The organism is Limimaricola pyoseonensis, from assembly GCF_900102015.1.
In the GTDB taxonomy this organism is placed as follows: Bacteria; Pseudomonadota; Alphaproteobacteria; order Rhodobacterales; family Rhodobacteraceae; genus Limimaricola; species Limimaricola pyoseonensis.
In genome coordinates, this window is the sequence record NZ_FNAT01000005.1 from 171153 (window position 1) to 188895 (window position 17743).

Annotated in this window: 17 protein-coding genes and 1 tRNA gene; 13 read left to right on the plus strand and 5 right to left on the minus strand. The window is 69.2% G+C overall.

Features of this window, described 5'->3' with window-relative positions; all coding sequences use genetic code 11:
- Positions 1-25: 25 nt before the first annotated feature.
- Positions 26-919: a 5'-methylthioadenosine/S-adenosylhomocysteine nucleosidase gene (locus BLT43_RS12620; protein ID WP_090113374.1), complete on the plus strand. Its 894-nt coding sequence runs from the start codon at positions 26-28 to the stop codon at positions 917-919.
- A 53-nt stretch (positions 920-972) separates the two neighbouring features.
- Here BLT43_RS12620 and BLT43_RS12625 read toward each other — a convergent pair.
- The 4 genes from BLT43_RS12625 to tgt form a co-directional block, all read right to left on the minus strand.
- Positions 973-1047, minus strand: a tRNA-Val gene (locus tag BLT43_RS12625).
- Between the two features lie 108 nt (positions 1048-1155).
- Positions 1156-3570, minus strand: a complete 2415-nt coding sequence (gene lon, locus BLT43_RS12630; protein WP_090113376.1) for an endopeptidase La — start codon at positions 3568-3570, stop codon at positions 1156-1158.
- A gap of 179 nt (positions 3571-3749) precedes the next feature.
- A complete protein-coding gene (locus BLT43_RS12635) occupies positions 3750-4847 on the minus strand; it encodes an alkene reductase (protein ID WP_090113378.1) in 1098 nt (365 codons plus the stop codon).
- A 179-nt stretch (positions 4848-5026) separates the two neighbouring features.
- Positions 5027-6151, minus strand: coding sequence for a tRNA guanosine(34) transglycosylase Tgt (gene tgt / locus BLT43_RS12640; protein WP_090113380.1), 1125 nt, complete (start codon positions 6149-6151; stop codon positions 5027-5029).
- A 111-nt stretch (positions 6152-6262) separates the two neighbouring features.
- Between tgt and BLT43_RS12645 the strand changes: the two genes are divergently transcribed.
- From BLT43_RS12645 to BLT43_RS12675, 7 genes are all read left to right on the plus strand, one after another.
- Positions 6263-6607 (plus strand): ArsR/SmtB family transcription factor, encoded by a 345-nt coding sequence (locus BLT43_RS12645; RefSeq protein WP_090113382.1) that lies wholly within the window; start codon positions 6263-6265, stop codon positions 6605-6607.
- Complete coding sequence (gene arsB, locus BLT43_RS12650; protein WP_090113384.1) at positions 6604-7650, plus strand: ACR3 family arsenite efflux transporter; 1047 nt, start codon at positions 6604-6606, stop codon at positions 7648-7650. Before BLT43_RS12645 ends, arsB begins: the two co-directional genes overlap by 4 nt.
- Positions 7651-7793: 143 nt before the next feature.
- Positions 7794-8150, plus strand: a complete 357-nt coding sequence (locus tag BLT43_RS12655) for an SUF system Fe-S cluster assembly protein (RefSeq protein ID WP_090113386.1) — start codon at positions 7794-7796, stop codon at positions 8148-8150.
- A 141-nt stretch (positions 8151-8291) separates the two neighbouring features.
- Complete coding sequence (locus BLT43_RS12660) at positions 8292-9944, plus strand: mechanosensitive ion channel family protein (protein WP_090113388.1); 1653 nt, start codon at positions 8292-8294, stop codon at positions 9942-9944.
- A 62-nt stretch (positions 9945-10006) separates the two neighbouring features.
- Positions 10007-10387, plus strand: coding sequence for a HesB/IscA family protein (locus BLT43_RS12665; RefSeq protein ID WP_090113390.1), 381 nt, complete (start codon positions 10007-10009; stop codon positions 10385-10387).
- A 180-nt stretch (positions 10388-10567) separates the two neighbouring features.
- Positions 10568-11317 (plus strand): triose-phosphate isomerase, encoded by a 750-nt coding sequence (gene tpiA, locus BLT43_RS12670; protein WP_090113391.1) that lies wholly within the window; start codon positions 10568-10570, stop codon positions 11315-11317.
- Between the two features lie 484 nt (positions 11318-11801).
- Positions 11802-12971 (plus strand): cytochrome P450, encoded by a 1170-nt coding sequence (locus BLT43_RS12675; protein WP_090113392.1) that lies wholly within the window; start codon positions 11802-11804, stop codon positions 12969-12971.
- Here BLT43_RS12675 and BLT43_RS12680 read toward each other — a convergent pair.
- Positions 12968-13429: an Lrp/AsnC family transcriptional regulator gene (locus BLT43_RS12680; protein ID WP_090113393.1), complete on the minus strand. Its 462-nt coding sequence runs from the start codon at positions 13427-13429 to the stop codon at positions 12968-12970. The genes BLT43_RS12675 and BLT43_RS12680 overlap by 4 nt on opposite strands.
- Before the next feature lie 142 nt (positions 13430-13571).
- Here BLT43_RS12680 and BLT43_RS12685 point away from each other — a divergent pair, with 142 nt between their 5' ends.
- From BLT43_RS12685 to BLT43_RS12705, 5 genes are all read left to right on the plus strand, one after another.
- Positions 13572-13871 carry a DUF2849 domain-containing protein gene (locus BLT43_RS12685; RefSeq protein WP_090113394.1) on the plus strand — a complete coding sequence of 100 codons (300 nt, stop codon included), beginning with the start codon at positions 13572-13574 and terminating at the stop codon, positions 13869-13871.
- 2 nt (positions 13872-13873) lie between these two features.
- Positions 13874-15556 (plus strand): nitrite/sulfite reductase, encoded by a 1683-nt coding sequence (locus tag BLT43_RS12690; RefSeq protein ID WP_090113395.1) that lies wholly within the window; start codon positions 13874-13876, stop codon positions 15554-15556.
- Entirely contained in the window at positions 15546-16289 is a 744-nt protein-coding gene (locus BLT43_RS12695; RefSeq protein WP_090113396.1) for a phosphoadenylyl-sulfate reductase, read from the plus strand. The genes BLT43_RS12690 and BLT43_RS12695 overlap by 11 nt, the downstream gene beginning before the upstream one ends.
- Before the next feature lie 63 nt (positions 16290-16352).
- Entirely contained in the window at positions 16353-16760 is a 408-nt protein-coding gene (locus tag BLT43_RS12700; protein WP_090113397.1) for a DUF934 domain-containing protein, read from the plus strand.
- Positions 16761-16815: 55 nt separating this feature from the next.
- The gene (locus tag BLT43_RS12705; protein ID WP_090113398.1) at positions 16816-17646 is read left to right on the plus strand and encodes a ferredoxin--NADP reductase; all 831 of its coding nucleotides are present in this window, start codon (positions 16816-16818) and stop codon (positions 17644-17646) included.
- Positions 17647-17743: the final 97 nt, after the last annotated feature.

A 17743-nucleotide genomic window follows, 5' to 3' on the forward strand; every position in this document is an offset into this window, starting at 1 on the left:
CGTCGCACCAGCCGCGGAGACCTGCATGACCCACTTCCCCAGCTCGCTCGCGCCCGGCGGGCGCCCCCTGCCCGCCGCCTCCGGCCCGCCCGACGCCACGCCGCGAATCGCCGTCATCTCGGCCTTCCCGCCGGAGATCGCGCTGCTCGAGGCCGCGCTCGAGGATGGCGAGACGCATCGCATCGGCCCGGCGCGCTACATCACAGGCCGGCTCGACGGGCGCGAGATCGTGCTGTTCCTGTCGGGCATCTCGACCGTCAACGCCGCGATGACCACGCAGGCCGCGCTCGACCATTTCGGCGTCAGCGCGATCCTGTTCTCCGGCATCGCCGGCGGCGTCGACCCCTCGCTCGGGATCGGCGACGTGGTGGTGCCGGAACGCTGGGGCCAGTTCCTCGAGGGCGCCTTCGCGCGCGAGACCGCGGCCGGCTACGTGCTGCCGGGCTGGATGAGCGCACCGGTGGCGAATTACGGCATGATGCATGCCTGCCCGGTGGGCGTGCTGCCGGCGGGCGCCAGCGCGCCGGAAAGCCGGTTCTGGTTCGACACCGACCCGGGGCTGATGGAGATCGCGCGCGACGCGGCCCGCGAGGTCGAGCTGGAGCGCTGCGGCGACGCGCCCGCGCGGGTGATCCTGGGCGGCAACGGCGTCACCGGCCCGGTCTTCATGGACAACGCCGCCTTCCGCGAGCACGTCTTCTCGGCCTTCGAGGCGCGCGTGCTCGACATGGAAAGCGCGGCGATGGCGCAGGTGGCGCATGCCAACGGCGTGCCCTTCATCGCCTTCCGCTCGCTGTCGGACCTCGCGGGCGGCGGCGGCGACGAGAACGAGATGGTGGCCTTCATGTCGGTCGCGGCCGAGAACTCGGCCCGGCTGATGCGGGCGGTGCTGGCGCGGCTGCCCGAAGCGGTGGACTGAACGGGGGGCCTGAAACGCAAAAGGCGCGCCCGAGGGGCGCGCCTTCCGTATCATGGTGGGTGATAAGAGATTCGAACTCCTGACATCTTCGATGTGAACGAAGCGCTCTACCACTGAGCTAATCACCCGTTGGCGCGTCATTTAGCGGGGCCCGCGGCGGGGCGCAAGACCTCCCTCGCGGCAATCTTGCCCGCGCCGGAAAAAAAGAGGCGCCCCGCGGGGCGCCTCCTTCCGTCTCAGTGATGGGCCGACGTCCCGGCCCCGCCCTCGCGGGCCTCGAGCGCCCGCGCCGCGGCGGCGGCCTCCTCGGCCTCCTCATCCCATTCGATCGGCTCGGGCTGGCGCACCAGCGCGTGCTTGAGCACGTCCGACACATGCGCGACCGGGATGATCTCCAGCCCCTGCTTCACCACGTCGGGGATCTCGGCGAGATCTTTCTCGTTCTCCTCCGGGATCAGCACCGTCTTGATGCCGCCCCGAAGCGCGGCCAGGAGCTTCTCCTTCAGGCCGCCGATCGGCATGGCGTTGCCGCGCAGGCTCACCTCGCCGGTCATGGCGATGTCCTTGCGGATCGGGATGCCGGTCAGCACCGACACGATCGAGGTCACCATGGCGAGACCGGCCGAGGGCCCGTCCTTCGGGGTCGCCCCGTCGGGGACGTGGACGTGGATGTCCATCCGGTCGAAGCGCGGCGGCTTGACGCCGATCGAGGGCGCGATCGAGCGGACGTAGCTCGACGCCGCATCGATCGATTCCTTCATCACGTCGCCCAGCTTGCCGGTGGTCTTCATCCGGCCCTTGCCCGGCAGGCGCAGCGCCTCGATCGACAGAAGGTCGCCGCCGACGCTGGTCCAGGCCAGACCCGTGACCACGCCGACCTGGTCCTCCTTCTCGGCCAGCCCGTAGCGGAACTGCTTGACGCCGAGATAGTCGTCGAGGTTGTCCGAGGTGATCTCGACCGCGTCGACCTCCTTGCGGACGATCTTGGTGACCGCCTTGCGCGCCAGCTTCGACAGCTCGCGCTCGAGGTTCCGCACGCCCGCCTCGCGGGTGTAGGTGCGGATCATCTCGGTCAGGGCCCCGTCGTCGATCGCGAACTCCTTCTCCTTCAGCCCGTGGTTCTTCAAGACCTTGGGCAGCAGGTGCTGGCGGGCGATCTCGCGCTTCTCCTGCTCGGTGTAGCCGGCCAGCGAGATGATCTCCATCCGGTCCAGAAGCGGCCCCGGCATGTTGTAGGAGTTCGCCGTGGTCAGGAACATCACCTTCGACAGGTCGTATTCCACCTCGAGATAGTGGTCGACGAAGGTGCCGTTCTGCTCGGGGTCGAGCACCTCGAGCATCGCGCTCGCCGGGTCGCCGCGGAAGTCCTGGCCCATCTTGTCGATCTCGTCCAAGAGGATCAGCGGGTTCGAGGTCTTGGCCTTCTTCAGCGCCTGGATGATCTTGCCCGGCATCGAGCCAATATAGGTCCGGCGGTGACCGCGGATCTCGGACTCGTCACGCACGCCGCCGAGCGAGATGCGGATGAACTCGCGCCCGGTCGACTTGGCGACCGACTTGCCTAGAGAGGTCTTGCCGACGCCCGGCGGGCCGACGAGGCACATGATCGGCCCCTTCAGCGTCTTCGAGCGCTGCTGCACCGCGAGATACTCGACGATCCGTTCCTTGACCTTCTCGAGGCCGAAATGGTCGCCGTCGAGCACCTTCTGGGCGTGATTCAGGTCCTTCTTGGTCTTGGAAGGCGCATTCCACGGGATCGAGAGCAGCCAGTCGAGGTAGTTGCGCACCACCGTGGCCTCGGCCGACATCGGGCTCATGTTCTTGAGCTTCTTGATCTCGGCCTCGGCCTTCTCGCGCGCCTCCTTCGAAAGCTTGGTCTCCTCGACCCGCTTCTCGAGTTCGGCGACCTCGTTGCCGCCCTCCTCGCCGTCGCCGAGTTCCTTCTGAATGGCCTTCATCTGCTCATTCAGGTAATACTCGCGCTGGGTCTTCTCCATCTGCGACTTGACGCGGGTCTTGATCTTCTTCTCGACCTGCAGGACCGACATCTCGCCCTGCATCAGGCCATAGACCTTCTCCAGCCGCTCGCCGATGTCGAGCGTCTCAAGGAGGTCCTGCTTCTGCTTGACGTCGATGCCGAGATGGCCGGCGACGAGGTCGGCCAGCTTGGCGGACTCGGTGGTCTCGGTGACCGCGGCGAGCGCCTCCTCGGGGATGTTCTTGCGCACCTTCGAATAGCGCTCGAACTCCTGCCCGACGCTGTTGACCAGCGCCGCCACGATGTCGCGGTCGCCCGGCTGCTCGTCGAGATACTCGGCCTTGGCCTCGAAGAAGTTCTCGTTCTCGACGAATTCGGTGATGCGGACGCGCGCCTTGCCCTCGACCAGCACCTTCACGGTGCCGTCCGGCAGTTTCAGGAGTTGCAGCACGTTGGCCAGCACGCCGGCCTTGTAGATGCCTTCGGCGGTGGGCTCGTCGACGGCGGGGTCGACCTGGCTGGACAGCAGGATCTGCTTGTCCTCCGCCATCACCTCCTCGAGCGCGCGCACGGATTTCTCGCGCCCCACGAAAAGCGGCACGATCATGTGCGGGAAGACCACGATATCGCGCAGAGGCAGCACCGGGTAGGAGGGGCTGAGGGGCTCTTGCATGCTCGTCATTCCTTGTTCTTGGCAAGACGGCCATGCCCCGCTGCGCGGCAGCATCCGGGCCGTCTCCTGTCCGGCATCTTACTTGGGTGAAGCGGCCTGACAGTTCAAGCGCGACGGACGTGCCGGTCGCGGCGGCGTGTCCGGGCGGGGACGCATCCCCGCCCGATGTCTCAAGACCGTCAGGCGGCCTTCTGTTCCCATAATGTCGGGTAGTCGATGTAGCCCTCGAGCCCGCCGCCATACCAGCTCGACTGGTCGCTCTCGGCGATCTGCTCGTTCAGCTCAAGGCGACGTTCGAGGTCCGGGTTGCCGATATAGGGCCGGCCATAGGCCACGAAATCGGCCTGCCCCTGCTCGACCACACGGATGCCGCTCTCGCGGTCGTAGCCGGCATTGGCGATGTAGGCGCCCTCGAACAGCTCGCGCAACAGCTTGGTGGTCTGCCCGCCCTCGGTCGAGAGATCGCCCCGCGTGCCCGGCTCGACCATGTGCAGGTAGGCGAGGCCGCGGCGGCTCAGCTCGGGGATCAGGTGGCCGTAGGTCGCGAGCGGGTCGCTGTCCTTGAGGTCGGCGACCTCGACCAGCGGCGACAGGCGGATGCCGGTGCGGCCCGCGCCCATCACTTCGGCCACCGCGTCGACGATCTCGAGCACCAGCCGCGAACGGTTCTCGGGCGAGCCGCCATAGGCGTCGTCGCGCTTGTTGGCGCCGTCGCGCAGGAACTGGTCGAGCAGGTAGCCGTTCGCGGCGTGGATCTCGACCATGTCGAAGCCGGCGCGCTTGGCGTTCTCGGCGGCGCGGCGCCAGTCCTCGACCATGCGCGGCATCTCTTCGAGCCCGAGCGCGCGCGGCTCGGAGGTCGCCTCGAAGCCGTTCTCGGTGAAGGTCTGCGCCTCGGCCCGGATCGCCGAGGGCGCGACCGGCTGCTGGCCATCGGGCTGCAGCGAGACGTGGCTGATCCGGCCGACATGCCAGAGCTGCAGCGCGATCCTGCCGCCCTCTTCCTGCACGGCCTCGACCACCTTCCTCCAGCCCTCGACCTGTTCGTCGCTATGGATGCCGGGGGTCTTGATGTAGCCCTTGCCCTCCGGGGTGATCTGCGTGGCCTCGGTGATGATGAGGCCCGCGCCGGCGCGCTGGCGGTAATACTCGACATGGATGTCGTAGGGCGCGTCGGTGCCGTCCTGGGCGCGGTTGCGCGTCATCGGGGCCATCACGACGCGGTTCTTCAGATCCACCTCGCCGAGGCGGCCCTGGGTGAACAGCTTGTCGGTCATTCTGCGGTCCTTCCTGAATGTCAGGCTTGGGTGTCGGGGACGCGAGGCAGCTAGGCCCGCGCCCCGTCACCACAAGACGGCCGCGCCGTGCGGTCGCATGTGCGCCGCCGCACCGATGCAGGGGGAACCCGCCGCCTGTTCGGCGCAGGGTTGCGGGCCCGCGCCCGCACTGCCGGGTCTCAGAGCCGCTCGATGTCGCCCTCTTCGCGCCGGGCGTGGAACTCCGCCTCCCACGCGGCGAAGCGCCCCGCCGCGATCGCCTCGCGCATCCCCGCCATCAGCTCCTGGTAGTAGTGCAGGTTGTGCCAGGTGAGCAGCATGCCGGCGATCATCTCCTGGCTGCGGGTCACGTGGTGCAGGTAGGCGCGGCTGTAGTTGCGGCAGGCCGGGCAGCTGCAGTCCTCGTCGAGCGGGCGCGGGTCGTCGGCGTGGCGCGCGTTGCGCAGGTTGACCTGTCCGCGCCGGGTCCAGGCCTGTCCGGTGCGGCCCGAGCGCGAGGGCAGCACGCAGTCCATCATGTCGATGCCGCGCTTGACCGCGCCGACGATGTCGTCGGGCTTGCCGACGCCCATCAGGTAGCGCGGCTTGTCGACGGGCAGCTGCGCGGGCGCGTAGTCGAGCACGCCGAACATCGCCTGCTGCCCCTCGCCCACCGCGAGGCCGCCCACGGCGTAGCCCTCGAAGCCGATCTCCTTCAGCGCCTCGGCGCTTTCCTCGCGCAGGTCTCGCTCGAGCCCGCCCTGCTGGATACCGAACAGCGCATGGCCCGGCCGGTCGCCGAAGGCGTCGCGGCTCCGCCGCGCCCAGCGCATCGACAGCCGCATCGACTCGGCGATGCGCGCGCGGTCGGCGGGCAGCGCCGGGCATTCGTCGAAGGCCATGACGATGTCCGAGCCCAGAAGTCGCTGGATCTCCATCGAGCGCTCGGGCGTGATCTCGTGCTTGGAGCCGTCGATATGGCTCTTGAAGGTGACGCCGCGCTCGGTGAGCTTGCGAAGGCTCGCGAGGCTCATCACCTGGAAGCCGCCCGAGTCGGTGAGGATCGGCCGCTCCCAGTTCATGAACTTGTGCAGGCCGCCGAGACGGTCGATCCGCTCGGCCGTGGGGCGCAGCATCAGGTGGTAGGTGTTGCCCAGAAGGATGTCGGCGCCGGTCTGGCGCACGCTTTCGGGCATCATCGCCTTCACCGTGGCGGCGGTGCCGACGGGCATGAAGGCGGGGGTGCGGATCTCGCCGCGCGGGGTCGAGATGACCCCGGTGCGGGCGGCGCCGTCGGTGGCGTTCAGGGCGAAGGAAAAGCTCATGGCGCCGCGATAGCGGCTCGGACGCGCCCGCGCAATCGCGGCGGCATGGCAGGCGCCCCGCGACGCCGCGGCCGATTGACCGCGCCCCCATATATCGATACTTCCGGATTCATGGATGAGAAAAACGCGATTTCTGCCTTCCAGGCGCTGGCCCAGCCGACCCGGCTCGCCGCCTTCCGGCTGCTGGTGCAGGCCGGCCCCGACGGCATGGCGGCCGGCGAGATCGCCGCGGCGCTCGACGCCCGTCAGAACACCATGTCGGCCAACCTCTCGGTGCTGCACGCCGCCGGGCTGGTGCGCAACGCCCGCGAGGGGCGCTCGATCCGCTACTTCGCCGATTACGACACCACCCGCGACCTGCTGTCCTTCCTGATGGAGGATTGCTGCGGCGGCCGCCCCGAGATCTGCCAGCCGCTGATGGAGCGGGTCGCCTGCTGCCCCCCGGAGACCGAATGACCGACACCACCGCGCAACCGCCCGCCGCCATGGCGGGCTTCGAAAGGCTGCTCAGCCTCTGGGTGGGCCTCGCCATGATCGGCGGCATCGCGCTGGGCGCCTGGGTGCCGGGGCTCTTCGCCGCCATCGCCGCGGCCGAAATCGCCTCGATCAACCTCGTCGTGGCGGTGCTGATCTGGGCGATGGTCTACCCGATGATGCTGGGGGTCGATCCGGCGGCGCTGGGCGGCATCGCCCGCCAGCCGAAGGGGCTGATGATCACGCTGGCGGTGAACTGGCTGATCAAGCCCTTCACCATGGCGCTCCTGGCGGTGCTGTTCTTCGAGCATGTCTTCGCCCCCTTCGTCGCGCCCGAGGACGCCGCGCAGTACATCGCCGGGCTGATCCTGCTCGGGGCCGCGCCCTGCACCGCGATGGTCTTCGTCTGGTCGCAGCTCACCCGCGGCGACGAGACCTACACGCTGGTTCAGGTCTCGGTGAACGACCTGATCATGGTCGTGGCCTTCGCGCCGATCGTCGCGCTGCTTCTGGGCGTGACCGAGATCGTCGTGCCGTGGGAGACGCTGGTGCTGGCGACGCTGCTCTACGTCGCCCTGCCGCTCGCCGCCGGTCTGCTGACCCGGCGGATGCTGGGTCGCGCCGAGCGCATCGCCGAGGTGCAGGCCAAGGTGAAGCCGGTCTCGGCGCTGGGGCTGATCGCCACGGTCGCGATCCTGTTCGGCCTGCAGGGCGAGGTGATCCTCGACCGGCCGCTGGTCATCGCGCTGATCGCGGTGCCGATCCTGCTGCAGAGCTACGGCATCTTCGCCATCGCCTATGCCGCGGCCTTCGCCCTGAAGGTGCCGCACCGCATCGCCGCGCCCTGCGCGCTGATCGGCACCTCGAACTTCTTCGAGCTGGCCGTCGCCGTGGCGATCAGCCTGTTCGGGCTGAACTCGGGCGCCGCGCTCGCCACCGTGGTCGGCGTGCTGGTCGAGGTGCCGGTGATGCTGTCGCTCGTGGCCTTCGCCAACCGCACGCGGGCGCGTTTCGCGGCGGCCTGAGCGGCGCGGCATGTCGTCCGGCCCGGCGGGGAACACGGCGCCGCGCGCCGCCCCGCCCTTTACCCCGAGCGCGCGTTTTCCTATATGATCGCTCAGGTATCGGCGCCGCTCGCCGGACCGCGCATTCAAGCCAAGGACCGCCCATGCCCGACACGCAACTCGAAGGCACCCCGCTGATCGCGCCCTCCTCGACCGACCACCCGCTCTACGAGCAGGTCGTGGAAGCCTGCCGCTCGGTCTACGACCCCGAGATCCCGGTCAACATCTACGACCTCGGGCTGGTCTACACGGTCGCCATCGACGCCGAGAACGCGGTCGACATCAAGATGTCGCTGACCGCGCCGGGCTGCCCGGTGGCGGGCGAGATGCCGGGCTGGGTCGCCGACGCCGTCGGCGCCGTGCCGGGCGTCAAGCAGGTCGATGTCGACCTCGTCTGGGAGCCGCAATGGGGCATGGAGATGATGTCCGACGAGGCGCGGCTCGAGCTCGGCTTCATGTGAGGCGACGCGCCGCCTGAGACGACCTTGGAACGGGGGCGCATCACGCGCCCCTTTTTCGTGCGCGCCCGCACAGCGCCCCGCGCGGCCGGAACCCCCCCGGCCGCCACCCGGTTGGACCGGTCAAAGACCGGGAGACGCCTCGTGACCCCTGCCGCGCCGATCCGCCTCTGCGCCGCCCTATTCCTGTGGGCGTGTCTCGCCCTGACGGCGCAGGCGCAGGAGACCCGCTTCTTCGAAGTCGACACGCTGAACGAGGGGCTGCCCGAGCCGCCGCAGAGCCTGGACCGCGACACGCCGCAATCGGCGATGGAGGCGCTGCTCGACCTCGTGGCGGCGGGCCAGCCCGGCCTGGCCGCGCATCTGCTCGACCTGCGCGACGTCCCGCCCGAGGAGCAGCCCGAGCGCGGCGCGCGGCTCGCCGCCGACCTCGTCGACGTGCTGCAGCGCAAGGCGGTGATCAACTGGACCGAACTGCTGGAGCGGCCGGACGCGCTCGACGCCAATGCCAATGCCGAAAGCCCGGTCGCGGGACAGGTGCAGCGCTCGATCCTGATCGACGTGGTCGAGACCGGGAAGCGGCCGGTGGCGATCCGCCTGAACCGGCTGAAGCCCGCGGACGGCGACGCGGTCTGGGTGTTCTCGCGCCAGACCGTGGCCAACATCCCGCGACTACACGCACTCTACGGCCCGACCTGGTTCGAGGAGGAGCTGCCCGACCTCTGGCGGGTCGAGACCTTCTGGGATCTCAGGCGCTGGGAGCTGGTCGCGCTGCCTGCGATGCTGGCGCTTGTGGGGGGCGCCGGCTGGGCGGCCGGGCGGGCGCAGGCCATGCTCGCCCGACGGGTCCGCTCGCGCCTCGCCACGGACGTGCTGCGCGCCACGCGGATGCCGATCATCCTCGCGACCTGCTCGGCGATCCTGCTGGTGCTGAGCAACTCGCTGTTCATCTTCTCGGGCCGGATCAACTCGGTGCTGGGGCCGATGATCGCGCTGGGCTTCACCGCCGCGGCGCTGATCTTCGTGATGAACGGCGTCGACGCCGTGCTCAACCGCATCGTGCCCTTCGAGGACGACACCCTGTCTGACCCGCGCATGGAGGCGCGCCGCAACCTCGCCACCCGCATCGCCGCCTGGCGGCGGGTGCTGATCGTGGCGATCGTGCTGATCGGCGGCGCGATCGTGCTGTCGGAGGCGCAGTTCTTCGGCGGGCTCGGCCTGTCGATCCTCGCCTCGGCCGGTGCGCTGACGCTGTTGATCGGTTTCGCCGCGCGCCACATCCTCGGCAACATCCTCGCCAGCCTGCAGATCGCGATGAACCGCTCGGCCAAGATCGGCGACAAGCTGGAGTTCCGCGGCCACATCTGCACGGTCGAGCGGATCAACTTCACCTATGTGCAGCTGCTCGACTGGACCGGGGTGCGGCTGGTGGTGCCGGTCTCGGAGTTCGTGGCCGAGCATTTCGAGAACTGGACCATGAACGACCCCTCGATGATCCGCACGATCAAGGTGAAGCTCGCGCATGACACCGAGGTGCAGCCGCTGCGCGAGGCCTTCTTCGAGATCATCGACGAACAGGACCCCAAGGAGGTGCAGGACCGCGACCAGCATTTCGTGATGGTGGCCGACCAGGACGTGTTCGGCCAGGAGGTCTGGTTCTGCCTCGCCTGCGCCAAGGCCGACACCGCCTGGATGCTGTCTTGCGAGGTGCGCGAGGCGCTTCTGGACCGCGCCCGCGCCATGGCGCGCGACGGCCGGCCGATGTTTCCGCGGGCCAACCCGGCCGAGGCCGCCTGACCCCGGCTTGAGACGGCGCGCCCGGGGGCTTATGTTGCAAGGTGCCAATCCAGGAGGCCCCCATGTTCTCGATTCCCGGCAAGCAGGCCGTCTCGATCACCCCCGCCGCCGCGCAGCAGATCTCGCGTCTGATGCAGAAGGGCGGTCATGCGGGGCTGCGCATCGGCGTCAAGAAGGGCGGATGCGCGGGCATGGAATACACCATGGATTACGTCGACGACGCCGACCCGAACGACGAGACGGTCGAGCAGGACGGCGCGCGGGTGTTGATCGCGCCGATGGCGCAGATGTTCCTGTTCGGCACCGAGATCGACTACGAGACCTCGCTGCTGGAATCGGGCTTCAAGTTCCGCAACCCGAACGTCGCCGACGCCTGCGGCTGCGGCGAGTCGATCAAGTTCAAGGATGTCGAGGAGCTGGCCGCCGAGCGCGGCGAGGGCTGAGGCCCGGCGCCCGGCCGATGCGGCACCGCCCCGCCGGGGGCCGGTGCGCCGCGACGGCGTGCCGGGCCGGGATTTCCGCCGATCCTGCGTAGGGGATCGCCCGCCCGCGGGCTGGGCGGTTTAGACTTCCGTGGCGGTGCGCTACACAGGCGCAACTCTTCTCACAGGAAAGGACAGCAGATGCGTCGCAAGTTGGTCGCGGGGAACTGGAAGATGAACGGCACCGGCGCCGATCTCAAGGAGATCGACGCGCTGGGGATCGCCTGGGCCGCGCCCCGGGTCGAGATCGTGGTCTGCCCGCCCGCGACGCTGGTCTCGCGCGTGGCCTTCACCCTGGGCGGCCAGCCGATCCGGGTCGGCGGCCAGGACTGCCACGCCGAGCAGAGCGGCGCGCATACCGGTGACGTGGCGGCCGAGATGCTGGCCGAGGCCGGGGCCACGCATGTGATCCTGGGCCATTCCGAGCGCCGCGCCGATCACGGCGAGACCGACGCCATCGTCCACGCCAAGGTCGAGGCGGCGCACCGCGCCAAGCTCACCGCCATCGTCTGCGTCGGCGAAAGCCTCGAGCAGCGCGAGGGCGGCACGACGCTCGACGTGGTGGCCGGGCAGCTCGCGGCTTCGCTGCCCGACGGCGCGACGGCGCAGAACACCGTCGTGGCCTACGAGCCGATCTGGGCGATCGGCACCGGCAAGGTGCCCTCGACCGAGCAGATCGCCGAGGTGCACGGCGCGATCCGCGACAAGCTGCGCGAGCGCTTCGGCGAGGAAGCCGACGGCATCCGCCTGCTCTATGGCGGCTCGGTCAAGGCCGACAACGCCGAGGCGATCTTCGCCACCGCCGATGTGGACGGCGCGCTGGTCGGCGGGGCGAGCCTGAAATCGACCGATTTCTCGCCCATCGTCTCGGCGCTCGAATCCAGCCTCTGAGACCCGCCCCGGGCAAATGCATGATGGCCGGCGCATGAGCGCCGGCCATATCCACGATCCCCCGAGCACGGTCGGGAGCAGCCCCGCGGCAACTGCCTTCGCCTGACGACGCCGGTGTCAGGCAGCAGGCCCCGATGACCCGGCCCCGGTGGCGATCCGCGATCCCGGCCGGTTGCTGGGTCCTCAAATCCGCACCTAGTGCGGACAGCAGACTGGCAACGCGCGTCAGGCATCGCCGTTCCCGCAGACGTGAAGCATCGGCGGGGATCGGCCGACGCCCGGTGAAACCGGCCCCCTGCCCCGCGCGCGCGGTAACGCTTGGCCCTGCTCGCGTCCGCCATAACGGACCCCGCGCAGCAAGCGTCCGGCGCATCGCTCGCAGGCTCATGGGCCGGGGGTCACCGCAGCGATCCTCCACACCGCAGCGGCGCGCCCCGGCGGCTTGATGCTTGCCAAGCCCGGTGCCGCAGGCCACGGTTCTTGCATGGAAACATTGTCCCAAGACCCGACCGAGCCGAAATTCGTCCAGAACCCCTATCCGTTCTACGACCGGGCCCGGGCGCTGGGGCCGTTCTTCCATTGGAGCGACTACGGCATGGCCTGCGCGCCGGGCTTCGAGGCGGCCTCGCTGGTGCTGCGCGACCGGCGGATGGGCCGCGAGGCCCCGGTCGATGGGATCAGGGACATCCCCGACCACCTCGCCGCCTTCTACGCCACAGAGGCGAACTCGATGCTGGAGCTGGAACCGCCGAGCCACACGCGCCTGCGCGGTCTGGTGCTGCGTGCCTTCACCTCGCGCCGGGTCGCGGCGCTGGCGCCGAAGATCGAGGCGCTGTGCCACCGGCTGGTCGACGCGTTCCCGCGCGATGCGTCCTTCGACCTGCTCGAGGCCTATGCCCGCCCGGTGCCGGTGATCGTGATCGCGCGGCTGATGGGCCTGCCCGAAAGCCGCGCCGACGACCTGCTGGCCTGGTCGAACGCGATGGTCGGCATGTACCAGGCGCGGCGCACCCGCACGATGGAGGACGCAGCCGAGATGGCGACGCAGGCCTTCCGCGACTTCCTCGGCGTCTACATCGCCGAGAAGCGGCGCGTGCCGGGCGACGACCTGATCTCCGAGCTGATCGCGGTCGAGGAAAAGGGCGAGAAGCTCTCGACCGAGGAGATGATCTCGACCTGCATCCTGCTCCTGAACGCCGGGCACGAGGCCACGGTGCACACCATGGGCAACGGGGTGAAGGCGCTGCTGGGGCGCGACATCCGCGAGATCGACGCGCCGGTGATCGAGGAGATCATGCGCTTCGACCCGCCGCTGCACATATTCACCCGCTGGGTCTACGAGGATCTCGAGATCCTCGGCCAGAGCTTCCGGCGCGGCGACCGCATCGCCTGCCTGCTCGGCGCGGCGAACCGCGACCCGGCCGCCTATGCCGAGCCCGACCGCTTCCTGCCCGGCCGCTCCGGGCCCGCGCATCTGGCCTTCGGGGCGGGCATCCATTTCTGCGTCGGCGCGCCGCTGGCGCGGCTGGAGATGGAGATCGCGCTGAAGATTCTGTTCGAGCGCTGCCCGAAGCTGCGCCTGACCGCGCGGCCGCGCTACGCCGACCTCTACCATTTCCACGGGCTGGAACGGCTCGACGTGGCGGCAGGCTAGAGCGGCAGCGCCACCGTCGACTTGATCTCCTCCATCGACAGAAGCGCGGTGACGCTCTGCACCTTCACCTCGGCGATCAGCGCCTGATAGAACACGTCATAGGCCCGCGCGTTGCGCACCCGGACCTTCAGGATGTAGTCGATGTCGCCCGCCAGACGGTGCGCCTCCTGCACCTCGGGCCGGTCGCGCAGCGCCCTGAGGAAGCGCGCCTGCCATTCGGCGTCGTGCTCCGAGGTGCGGATCAGCACGAAGAAGGTCGCGTCGAAGCCCAGCGCCTCGGCATCGAGCAGCACGGTCTGCGCGCCGATGATGCCGCGCTCGCGCATCTTGCGGATCCGGTTCCAGACCGGGGTCTTCGAGGAGCCCACCGCCTTGGCGATCTCGTCGAGCGAACGGCCCGCGTCGCGCTGCAGCTCGATCAGGATCTTCCGGTCGGTCTCGTCGGGCTGGAACGACATTCGCACCTCCGTCGCAGATTGGGACGTCCGTTCCAGAAAGGGCGCCTTCAGGAACATACATTCCTTATCTGCCCGCCCCCATGGCCAGAAGCAAGACGAATGTCCTATATCAGCCTTCAAGCCCAAAGACGGAGTCAGTGCCATGCCCCGCCAGTTCACGCCCAAGGTCGTCACCGCGAACCGCCTGCTCGAAGGCGATGCCGTGTGGCTCACCGAAGACGGTCGCTGGACGCCGGACATGCGCGAGGCCGAGCTTCTGGACGAGGAGGCCCATGCCGAGCTGCGGCTGCTGCTCGCGCAGAGCCAGCCGGACGTGGTGGTCGGCCCCTATCTCGCCGACGCCCGGCCCGGAGCCGAGGGCCCCGAGCCCACGCATTTCCGCGAGACCTTCCGCACGCGCGGCCCGTCGAACTACACCCACGGCAAGCAGGTGGAGCTCTGAGCATGTATCACTACAACGACTTCGACCGCGCCTTCGTGCAAGAGCGCGTCGACCAGTTCCGCGCCCAGGTCGAGCGCCGCATCGACGGCTCGCTCACCGAGGACGAGTTCAAGCCGCTGCGGCTGATGAACGGCCTCTACCTGCAGCTGCACGCCTACATGCTGCGCGTGGCGATCCCCTACGGCACGCTCAGCTCCGACCAGATGCGCACGCTGGCGCTGCTGGCCGAGAAGTGGGACCGCGGCTACGGCCATTTCACCACGCGCCAGAACATCCAGTACAACTGGCCGGCGCTGAAGGACGTGCCGGACATGCTTCAGGCGCTGGCCGATGTCGGCATGCACGCGATCCAGACCTCCGGCAACACGATCCGCAACGTGACCGCCGACCACTTCGCCGGCGCCGCCGCCGACGAGGTGGCCGACCCGCGCCCGGTGGCCGAACTGCTGCGCCAGTGGTCGACCGACCACCCGGAGTTCCAATTCCTGCCGCGCAAGTTCAAGATCGCCGTGACCGGCGCCGCGCATGACCGTGCGGTGATCCAGGCGCATGACATCGGCATCCAGATCGTCGAGAACGCGCACGGCGAGATCGGCTACAAGCTGCTGGTCGGCGGCGGCCTCGGCCGCACCCCGATGATCGGCAAGGTGATCGAGGAGTTCGTGGCGCAGGAAGACCTGCTGCCCTACTGCGAGGCGATCGTCGCGGCCTACAACCTGATGGGCCGGCGCGACAACAAGTACAAGGCGCGGATCAAGATCACCGTGTTCGAGAACGGCCTCGACACCTTCCGCGACGCCGTCCTCGCCCAGTTCGAGCGCACCAAGGCCGCCTTCACCGGCGTCGACGTAAAGCTCTTCGAGGAAATCCGCGCGCAGTTCGCGCCGCCGGCCTGGCGCAACGCGCCGACCGACGCCTATGACGCGGCCTACCGAGCCGACCCGGTCTTCCGCAGCTGGGCCGACACCAACCTCGCAGCCCACCGGGCCGAGGGCTATGCCATCGTCTCGGTCTCGATCAAGAAGCCGGGCCAGACCCCGGGCGACGCCACCGCCGAGCAGATGCGCGTGCTGGCCGATCTCGCCCGGGACTTCGGCCATGACGAGCTGCGCATCAGCCACGAGCAGAACGTGATCCTCCCGCATGTCCACAAGTCGGACCTGCCGAAGCTGCACGCGAAGCTGCGCGAGCACGGCCTCGCCACCGCCAATATCGGGCTGGTCTCGGACATCATCGCCTGCCCCGGCATGGATTACTGCGCGCTGGCCACGGCCCGCTCGATCCCGGTCGCGCAGCAGATCGCGCTGCGCTTCGAGGAGCTGAAGCTCGAGCACGATGTCGGCCCGCTCAAGATCAAGATCTCGGGCTGCATCAACGCCTGCGGCCACCACCATGTCGGCCATATCGGCATCCTCGGCCTCGACCGCGCCGGGGTCGAGAACTACCAGGTGACGCTGGGCGGCTCGGGCGACGAGACCGCGAGCATCGGCGAGCGCGCCGGCCCCGGCTTCTCGGCCGACGAGATCGTGCCGGCGATCGAGCGGCTGGTGCTGGGCTATCTCGACCTGCGCGCGGGCCCCGAGGAGACCTTCCTGCAGGCCTATCGCCGGCTCGGGCCCGCGCCGTTCAAGGCGGTGCTCTACCCCGAGCAGGAGGCGAAGCGGGAGAGGGCCGATGCTGCATGAGACCCCGCACCGGATCGACGAGACCGTCGCCGAGCTGAACGCCCGCTACCGCCATCACGGCGCGACCGCGGTGCTGGAGAAGGCGCTGGCCGAGCACGCGCTCGGCCGGATCGCCCTGGTCAGCTCCTTCGGGGCGGAATCGGTGGTGCTGCTGCACCTCGTCTCGGTGATCGACCGGACCACGCCGGTGCTGTTCATCGACACCGAGATGCTGTTCACCGAGACGCTCGAATACCAGATGGAGCTGGCCGAGCGGCTGAACCTCAAGGAGGTGCGCACCATCCGCGCCCGGCCCGAGGCGCTGGCCGAGCACGACCCCGAGGGGATCCTGCACAAGTCCGACACCGACCTGTGCTGCGCCATCCGCAAGACCGAACCGCTGCAGCGGGCGCTCTCGGGCTTCGACAGCTGGATCACCGGGCGCAAGCGCTACCAGGGCAAGACCCGCGCGGCGCTGGAGTTCTTCGAGAACGAGGACGACCTGCGCATCAAGATCAACCCGCTCGCGCACTGGACCAGCACCGACCTGCAGGACTATATCGCCGAGAACCGCCTGCCCCGGCACCCGCTGGTGGCGAAAGGCTACCCCTCGATCGGCTGCCAGCCCTGCACCAGCAAGGTCGCGCCGGGCGAGGATCCGCGCGCCGGGCGCTGGCGCGACAGCGACAAGGAAGAGTGCGGCATCCACTTCGTGAACGGCCGGATGGTGCGCGGCAAGCCCGCCGAGGCCTGAGCCGGACCGGCGGACGCCACAGACAGAAAGACAGGCAGGGGCACGGGCCCCGATGAGGACGACATGACCGTGATCGTGACCGACAAGGGCTTTGCCCCCGACGACTTCACCGGCGGCTTCGTGCCGCTGGCCGAGCTGGGCGAGGCCGACACCGCGGTCGAGATCGCCCCGGCCGACGACCCGCGCGAGCTGGTCGGCCGGCTGGGCGAGATCGCCGCGATCCGGGTGCTATTCCCGGCCTTCTCGGACGGGCGCGGCTTCACCCATGCGCGCGACCTGCGCCAGCTCGGCTTCACCGGCCGGCTGCGCGCGGCGGGCCACGTGATCGCGGATCAATACGCCATGGCCCGGCGTTCGGGCTTCGACGAGGTCGAGATCTCCGACGATCTGGCCGCCCGCCAGCCCGAGGCGCAGTGGCTCGCCCGCGCCGACTGGCAGGCCCATCATTACCAGGCACGGCTGCGCGGCTGAGCGCCGCCTTTCCCCGCCGTCCGCTTTCCCCTATTGAGCCGAGCGAGAGACACGAATGACCGAGCAAAGCCCCGTGACCCAGACCGCCGCCACCCATGTGGCCCGTTCGCCCGACGCCCAGGTGGTGACGAGCGTGCGCCACTACACCGACAGCCTGTTCTCGTTCCGCGTGACCCGGCCGCAGAGCCTGCGCTTCCGCTCGGGCGAGTTCGTGATGATCGGCCTGATGGGTGACAACGGCAAGCCGCTGCTCCGGGCCTATTCGATCGCCTCGCCCAACTGGGACGAGGAGCTGGAGTTCTACTCGATCAAGGTGCAGGACGGCCCGCTCACCTCGAAGCTGCAGCACATCCAGCCCGGCGACCACCTGATCCTGCGCCCCAAGCCCGTCGGCACGCTGGTGCATGACGCGCTGATCCCCGGCAAGCGGCTGTGGCTGTTCTCGACCGGCACGGGCTTCGCGCCCTTCGCCTCGCTCTTGCGCGACCCCGAGACCTTCGAGAAGTTCGAGCAGGTGATCGTCACCCACACCTGCCGCGACGTGGCCGAGCTGACCTATGGCCGCGAGCTGGTCGAGAGCGTCAAGACCGACGAGATGCTGCGCGAGCTGATCGGCGAGGAGAACCTCGACAAGCTGGTCTACTACCCGACCACCACCCGCGAAGAGAGCCCGAAGATGGGCCGGATCACCCACCTGATCGAGAATGGCGAGCTGTTCGCGGATCTCGGCGTGCCGGCGCTCGACCCCGAAACCGACCGCGCCATGGTCTGCGGCAGCCTCGCCTTCAACCTCGACATCAAGGCGCTGCTGGAGAAGGCGGGCCTGCGCGAGGGCGCGAACTCCGACCCGGCCGAGTTCGTGATCGAGAAGGCCTTCGTCGGCTGACCTTGCCTTCGGGCCGGTCGCAATTCACGCCGCGCGGCATCCTCCGCGCGGCGTTTTCATGTGCCGGCCCGGCCGTGGTCGGCACGGGCGGGGCCGG

What these genes read in the sequence shown, in the direction of transcription:
- BLT43_RS12665 (WP_090113390.1), top strand. Translation starts at nt 10,007, where the DNA reads ATGTTCTCGATTCCCGGCAAGCAGGCCGTCTCGATCACCCCCGCCGCC.
- BLT43_RS12675 (WP_090113392.1), top strand. Translation starts at nt 11,802, where the DNA reads ATGGAAACATTGTCCCAAGACCCGACCGAGCCGAAATTCGTCCAGAAC.
- BLT43_RS12705 (WP_090113398.1), top strand. Translation starts at nt 16,816, where the DNA reads ATGACCGAGCAAAGCCCCGTGACCCAGACCGCCGCCACCCATGTGGCC.
- BLT43_RS12635 (WP_090113378.1), bottom strand. Translation starts at nt 4,847, where the DNA reads ATGACCGACAAGCTGTTCACCCAGGGCCGCCTCGGCGAGGTGGATCTG.
- tgt (WP_090113380.1), bottom strand. Translation starts at nt 6,151, where the DNA reads ATGAGCTTTTCCTTCGCCCTGAACGCCACCGACGGCGCCGCCCGCACC.
- BLT43_RS12700 (WP_090113397.1), top strand. Translation starts at nt 16,353, where the DNA reads ATGACCGTGATCGTGACCGACAAGGGCTTTGCCCCCGACGACTTCACC.
- BLT43_RS12690 (WP_090113395.1), top strand. Translation starts at nt 13,874, where the DNA reads ATGTATCACTACAACGACTTCGACCGCGCCTTCGTGCAAGAGCGCGTC.
- BLT43_RS12620 (WP_090113374.1), top strand. Translation starts at nt 26, where the DNA reads ATGACCCACTTCCCCAGCTCGCTCGCGCCCGGCGGGCGCCCCCTGCCC.
- BLT43_RS12695 (WP_090113396.1), top strand. Translation starts at nt 15,546, where the DNA reads ATGCTGCATGAGACCCCGCACCGGATCGACGAGACCGTCGCCGAGCTG.
- arsB (WP_090113384.1), top strand. Translation starts at nt 6,604, where the DNA reads ATGACCGACACCACCGCGCAACCGCCCGCCGCCATGGCGGGCTTCGAA.
- BLT43_RS12655 (WP_090113386.1), top strand. Translation starts at nt 7,794, where the DNA reads ATGCCCGACACGCAACTCGAAGGCACCCCGCTGATCGCGCCCTCCTCG.
- lon (WP_090113376.1), bottom strand. Translation starts at nt 3,570, where the DNA reads ATGCAAGAGCCCCTCAGCCCCTCCTACCCGGTGCTGCCTCTGCGCGAT.
- BLT43_RS12680 (WP_090113393.1), bottom strand. Translation starts at nt 13,429, where the DNA reads ATGTCGTTCCAGCCCGACGAGACCGACCGGAAGATCCTGATCGAGCTG.
- BLT43_RS12645 (WP_090113382.1), top strand. Translation starts at nt 6,263, where the DNA reads ATGGATGAGAAAAACGCGATTTCTGCCTTCCAGGCGCTGGCCCAGCCG.
- BLT43_RS12685 (WP_090113394.1), top strand. Translation starts at nt 13,572, where the DNA reads ATGCCCCGCCAGTTCACGCCCAAGGTCGTCACCGCGAACCGCCTGCTC.
- tpiA (WP_090113391.1), top strand. Translation starts at nt 10,568, where the DNA reads ATGCGTCGCAAGTTGGTCGCGGGGAACTGGAAGATGAACGGCACCGGC.